We start from the raw sequence: 3,332 nt of genomic DNA, 5'->3' as shown, positions 1-3,332 counted from the left end.
AAGTTGCATAAAAAAATCCGATGACATGGGTCATCGGATTTTGATCCTTTCAGTTAGATCGTCAAGCGATCTGTCTTAACTGATCGGCATTAGACCGATGGCGAATGTCTGAATCTGTTTTCTCAAACTGTTCCTTGCCTGCAACAGTTTTTAATAAAATGAGTTGTAAGATGTGTAGTTGTAAATTTTTGCCGAGTCAGATATTTGTCAGGAGTCATTTTACTTTGGTTTTAATGAGACTTGGTCATCATATTCATAAGTCATATTAAATTATTTCCTTTGGCGCTTGTGCGCCTGTTTTTATATGTGCTAACTGAGTTGTTTATATTGGTGTTGTTATTTGGTTTGGTGTTCTGTTTATTCATGGAATACTGTATTGGTGCCTGTATAAATATGGTGAAACACAATGAATATTTACAGGGATATAAAGTTTTCACGTTATTGTTATGGCGGAAAGCAAGCTCGTAATTTAATTCTGCTGGCTATTTTCTTTATGATGGCGCGGCCGGTACCAGCCGATGATACTGAGCTTTATGTTTACGAATCCTCCTCGCGAACCGGCGATAGGCCGCAAATCCTGATCATTTTTGATAATTCCCGCAGCATGGAAGAGTACGTCTATGATGTCGATGAAAGTTACTCGGGAGTAGAGGGCTCCGGCAGTCAAAATACCGAAAGCGGGTTCCTGTATTTTACCAAGGGCACTCCAGATTCAGTTAATATTCCTGTGTTGGATGAACAGAAAGGAAGCAGGCGGTTCAAGAGGGAGAATAACGGTTGTCAAACTTCCTGGGAGTATTTAAATAAGTATGGAACTTATACCGGGTTTATTCGGGAATATAGCTTCTCGGGGCAGAATGGTACCTGGAAAGAATTACCTGAGAATGCCGGTGCCAATCTTACTTTGATTGATTGTTTCGAAGATATTCAGGATGAACGCTATGGTAACGCCTCAGGAATTGTAGATGGCTTGCCGCTCGATGGCGCCGGCAATCGCAAAGAAGTGGTTGGTTACACAGAGGTGAATGACGGCTCCAGCGCTGAGCAGAAAAAAGCCGCCAAGGAAGCCGCAGAGCGAACCGGTTTCGGCACGGGTCGGCCGGTTACTTTCTACACGGAAGATTATCTGCGCTGGTATCACAGCGACAAAAAGAAAGTAACCAAGACCCGGTTGCAGGTCGCCAAGGACGCGATTCAAAATGTGATAGTGACCACTCCTGGGGTTGATTTGGGGCTGGCAATCTTCAACTTGAACTTCAAGCTGGAAGGGGAGCGTGATGGTGGACGGATCATCTCGGGGATCAAGTCCATGACCGCTGCCAGCAAGATAGAGCTCATTAACAGGATTAATGATATTTCCTACGCCCAGGCCACGCCACTGTGTGAGACCTTTTATGAGGCTTTTCGCTATTTTAGCGGCAAGGGAGTGCACTTCGCCGATAAAGACAGTGATTATTTTTTTACAAACAGCGATGGCAAGGTTGTCGATCAGTATCTGGTTAAAGATACCCCGCAAAGGGATATGGGTATTATCAAGGGCGGCAGCTATGTTTCGCCGTTCAAGCCATGTCAGAGCCAGGTTTATGTTGTCTATATTACCGATGGTGAACCCACTCAGGATGCCTCTGCCGATGATCTTATCCAAGAGATGACGGGGGATGAGGATGCCTATATCACCCAAAGAAGCCGGAGTTATCTCAGTGCCCTGAGCAGTTGGATGAGTCGGAATGACCTTAACTCCAATCTGGCAGGCAAACAGACAGTGACCACTTTTACCATAGGCTTCAGCGAGGGGGCAGCCAAGGCCGAAGCCTTATTGAGAAAAACCGCCGAAAAGGGGGGGCGGCCGCTACTTCGATGCCCAGGATGCCAGCAAGTTGCAGTCGGCAATTCAATCTGTGGTTAATCAAATTCTGGAGAAGAACGCCAGCTTCACCTCGCCTTCGGTGGCCAGCAATAATTTCAACAAGCTACAAACCTTGGATTCAGTGTATTACTCGATGTTTTTGCCCAACAAGGGGCCTCGCTGGCGTGGCAATATCAAGAAATTCCAAGTGACAGATAAAGGCAAAGTGGTCGACAGCAAAGGTGAACCGGCCATTGCCGAGAATGGCAATATCAGTGCCAAGAGCTGTTCTTTCTGGAGTTCCAGCGGGGCTTGCAGTCAAGGAGGCGACGGCGATGATGTGACCAAGGGTGGGGTGGCCGAAGCCCTCTATAACCAAAAGCAGCGCACTTTGTATGGCAATTTTGCCGCCGGGGGCGACTTGTCACCGCTGACCTTAGATGCCGCCAGCGGTTATGCCGGAGGTGAAGCCAAGCTGGCGCAGCATATGGGGGTAGACAACAGCCAGTTGCAGGGGCTGTTTGATTGGGCACGCGGCGAGGATGTCGATGACGACAACCGCAACGGCAATCGCAGCGATAAGCGTCGCGATCTTTTGGGTGACCCCCTGCATTCCAAGCCTCTGGCGATAGATTTTGGTTCGTCCGCAACCGACCCGGATATCCGTATCCTGGTGGGCAGCAATCATGGCATGCTGCATATGTTTCAGGACAAGGGGGCTTCGGTCAGTGAGAGTTGGGCCTTTATGCCCTGGGAATTTCTGCCCAATCTGGCTGAACTTAAAGCCAATGCACCGTCGGGCGTGCATTCGGTTTATGGTTTCGATGGTTCACCTGTGGCCTTTACCAAACGTGTGGGTAACAGGCTTGAGAAAGCCTGGGTGTTTATGGGGCTGCGGCGCGGCGGCCGTGGTTACTATGCTCTGGATGTTACCAACCCGGATAATCCCAAGCTGATGTGGCATGTTAATGCCGATACGGCCGGGATGAGCGAGTTGGGGCAAAGCTGGGCCAAACCTGTGGTGACCAGTATTCCTGGTTATGGGGATAAGCCGGTACTCATCTTTGGGGCAGGGTACTCTCCGGCCAAGGATACTCTGAGGGTGGGCAGCGCCGACAGCCAGGGGCGCGGGGTATTTATCCTGGATGCTGAAACCGGTAAGTTGCTGCACAGGTTCGGCCCCGGCGGTGATACCGAAATGCCTGAACTCAGAGACAGTATCCCCAATACGGTGGCCGTGCTTGATGACAATAGTGATGGTGTCAGCGACCGCATCTATGCTACAGACACAGGGGCCAATATCTGGCGTCTGGACCTGCCTGATGCCGACCGCAATAATTGGAGCGCCTTCAAGTTTGCTTCTCTTGGCGGCAGCACTGAGAGTACGGACAGGCGCTTCTTTGCCTCGCCTGTAGTGGCGCAAACCATGTTAAGTAATCAGACCGAGAACCGGGTCACGACCAACGGCGAGTCAAAGACAGTCAAT

General features: G+C 49.8%; 2 protein-coding genes. Both read left to right on the top strand.

Translation table 11 applies throughout. From position 1 onward, the window contains the following. Positions 1-406 precede the first annotated feature (406 nt). Complete coding sequence (locus tag ACF8D4_RS07080; protein WP_392464904.1) at positions 407-1,906, top strand: hypothetical protein; 1,500 nt, start codon at positions 407-409, stop codon at positions 1,904-1,906. Next, positions 1,878-3,332, top strand: a 1,455-nt coding sequence (locus tag ACF8D4_RS07075) for a pilus assembly protein (protein ID WP_392464902.1), incomplete at its 3' end; no start/stop codon positions are given. The genes ACF8D4_RS07080 and ACF8D4_RS07075, both read left to right, overlap by 29 nt.

Source organism: Shewanella sp. YQ_9 (assembly GCF_043103185.1).
Classification (GTDB): domain Bacteria; phylum Pseudomonadota; class Gammaproteobacteria; order Enterobacterales; family Shewanellaceae; genus Shewanella; species Shewanella algae.
Note: the sequence above shows the minus strand (reverse complement) of the source record. Positions and strands in the feature narration are given on the sequence as shown.

Bases quoted from the DNA above. Each gene is read 5' to 3' on its own strand.
- ACF8D4_RS07080 (WP_392464904.1), top strand. From the start codon at position 407: ATGAATATTTACAGGGATATAAAGTTTTCACGTTATTGTTATGGCGGA.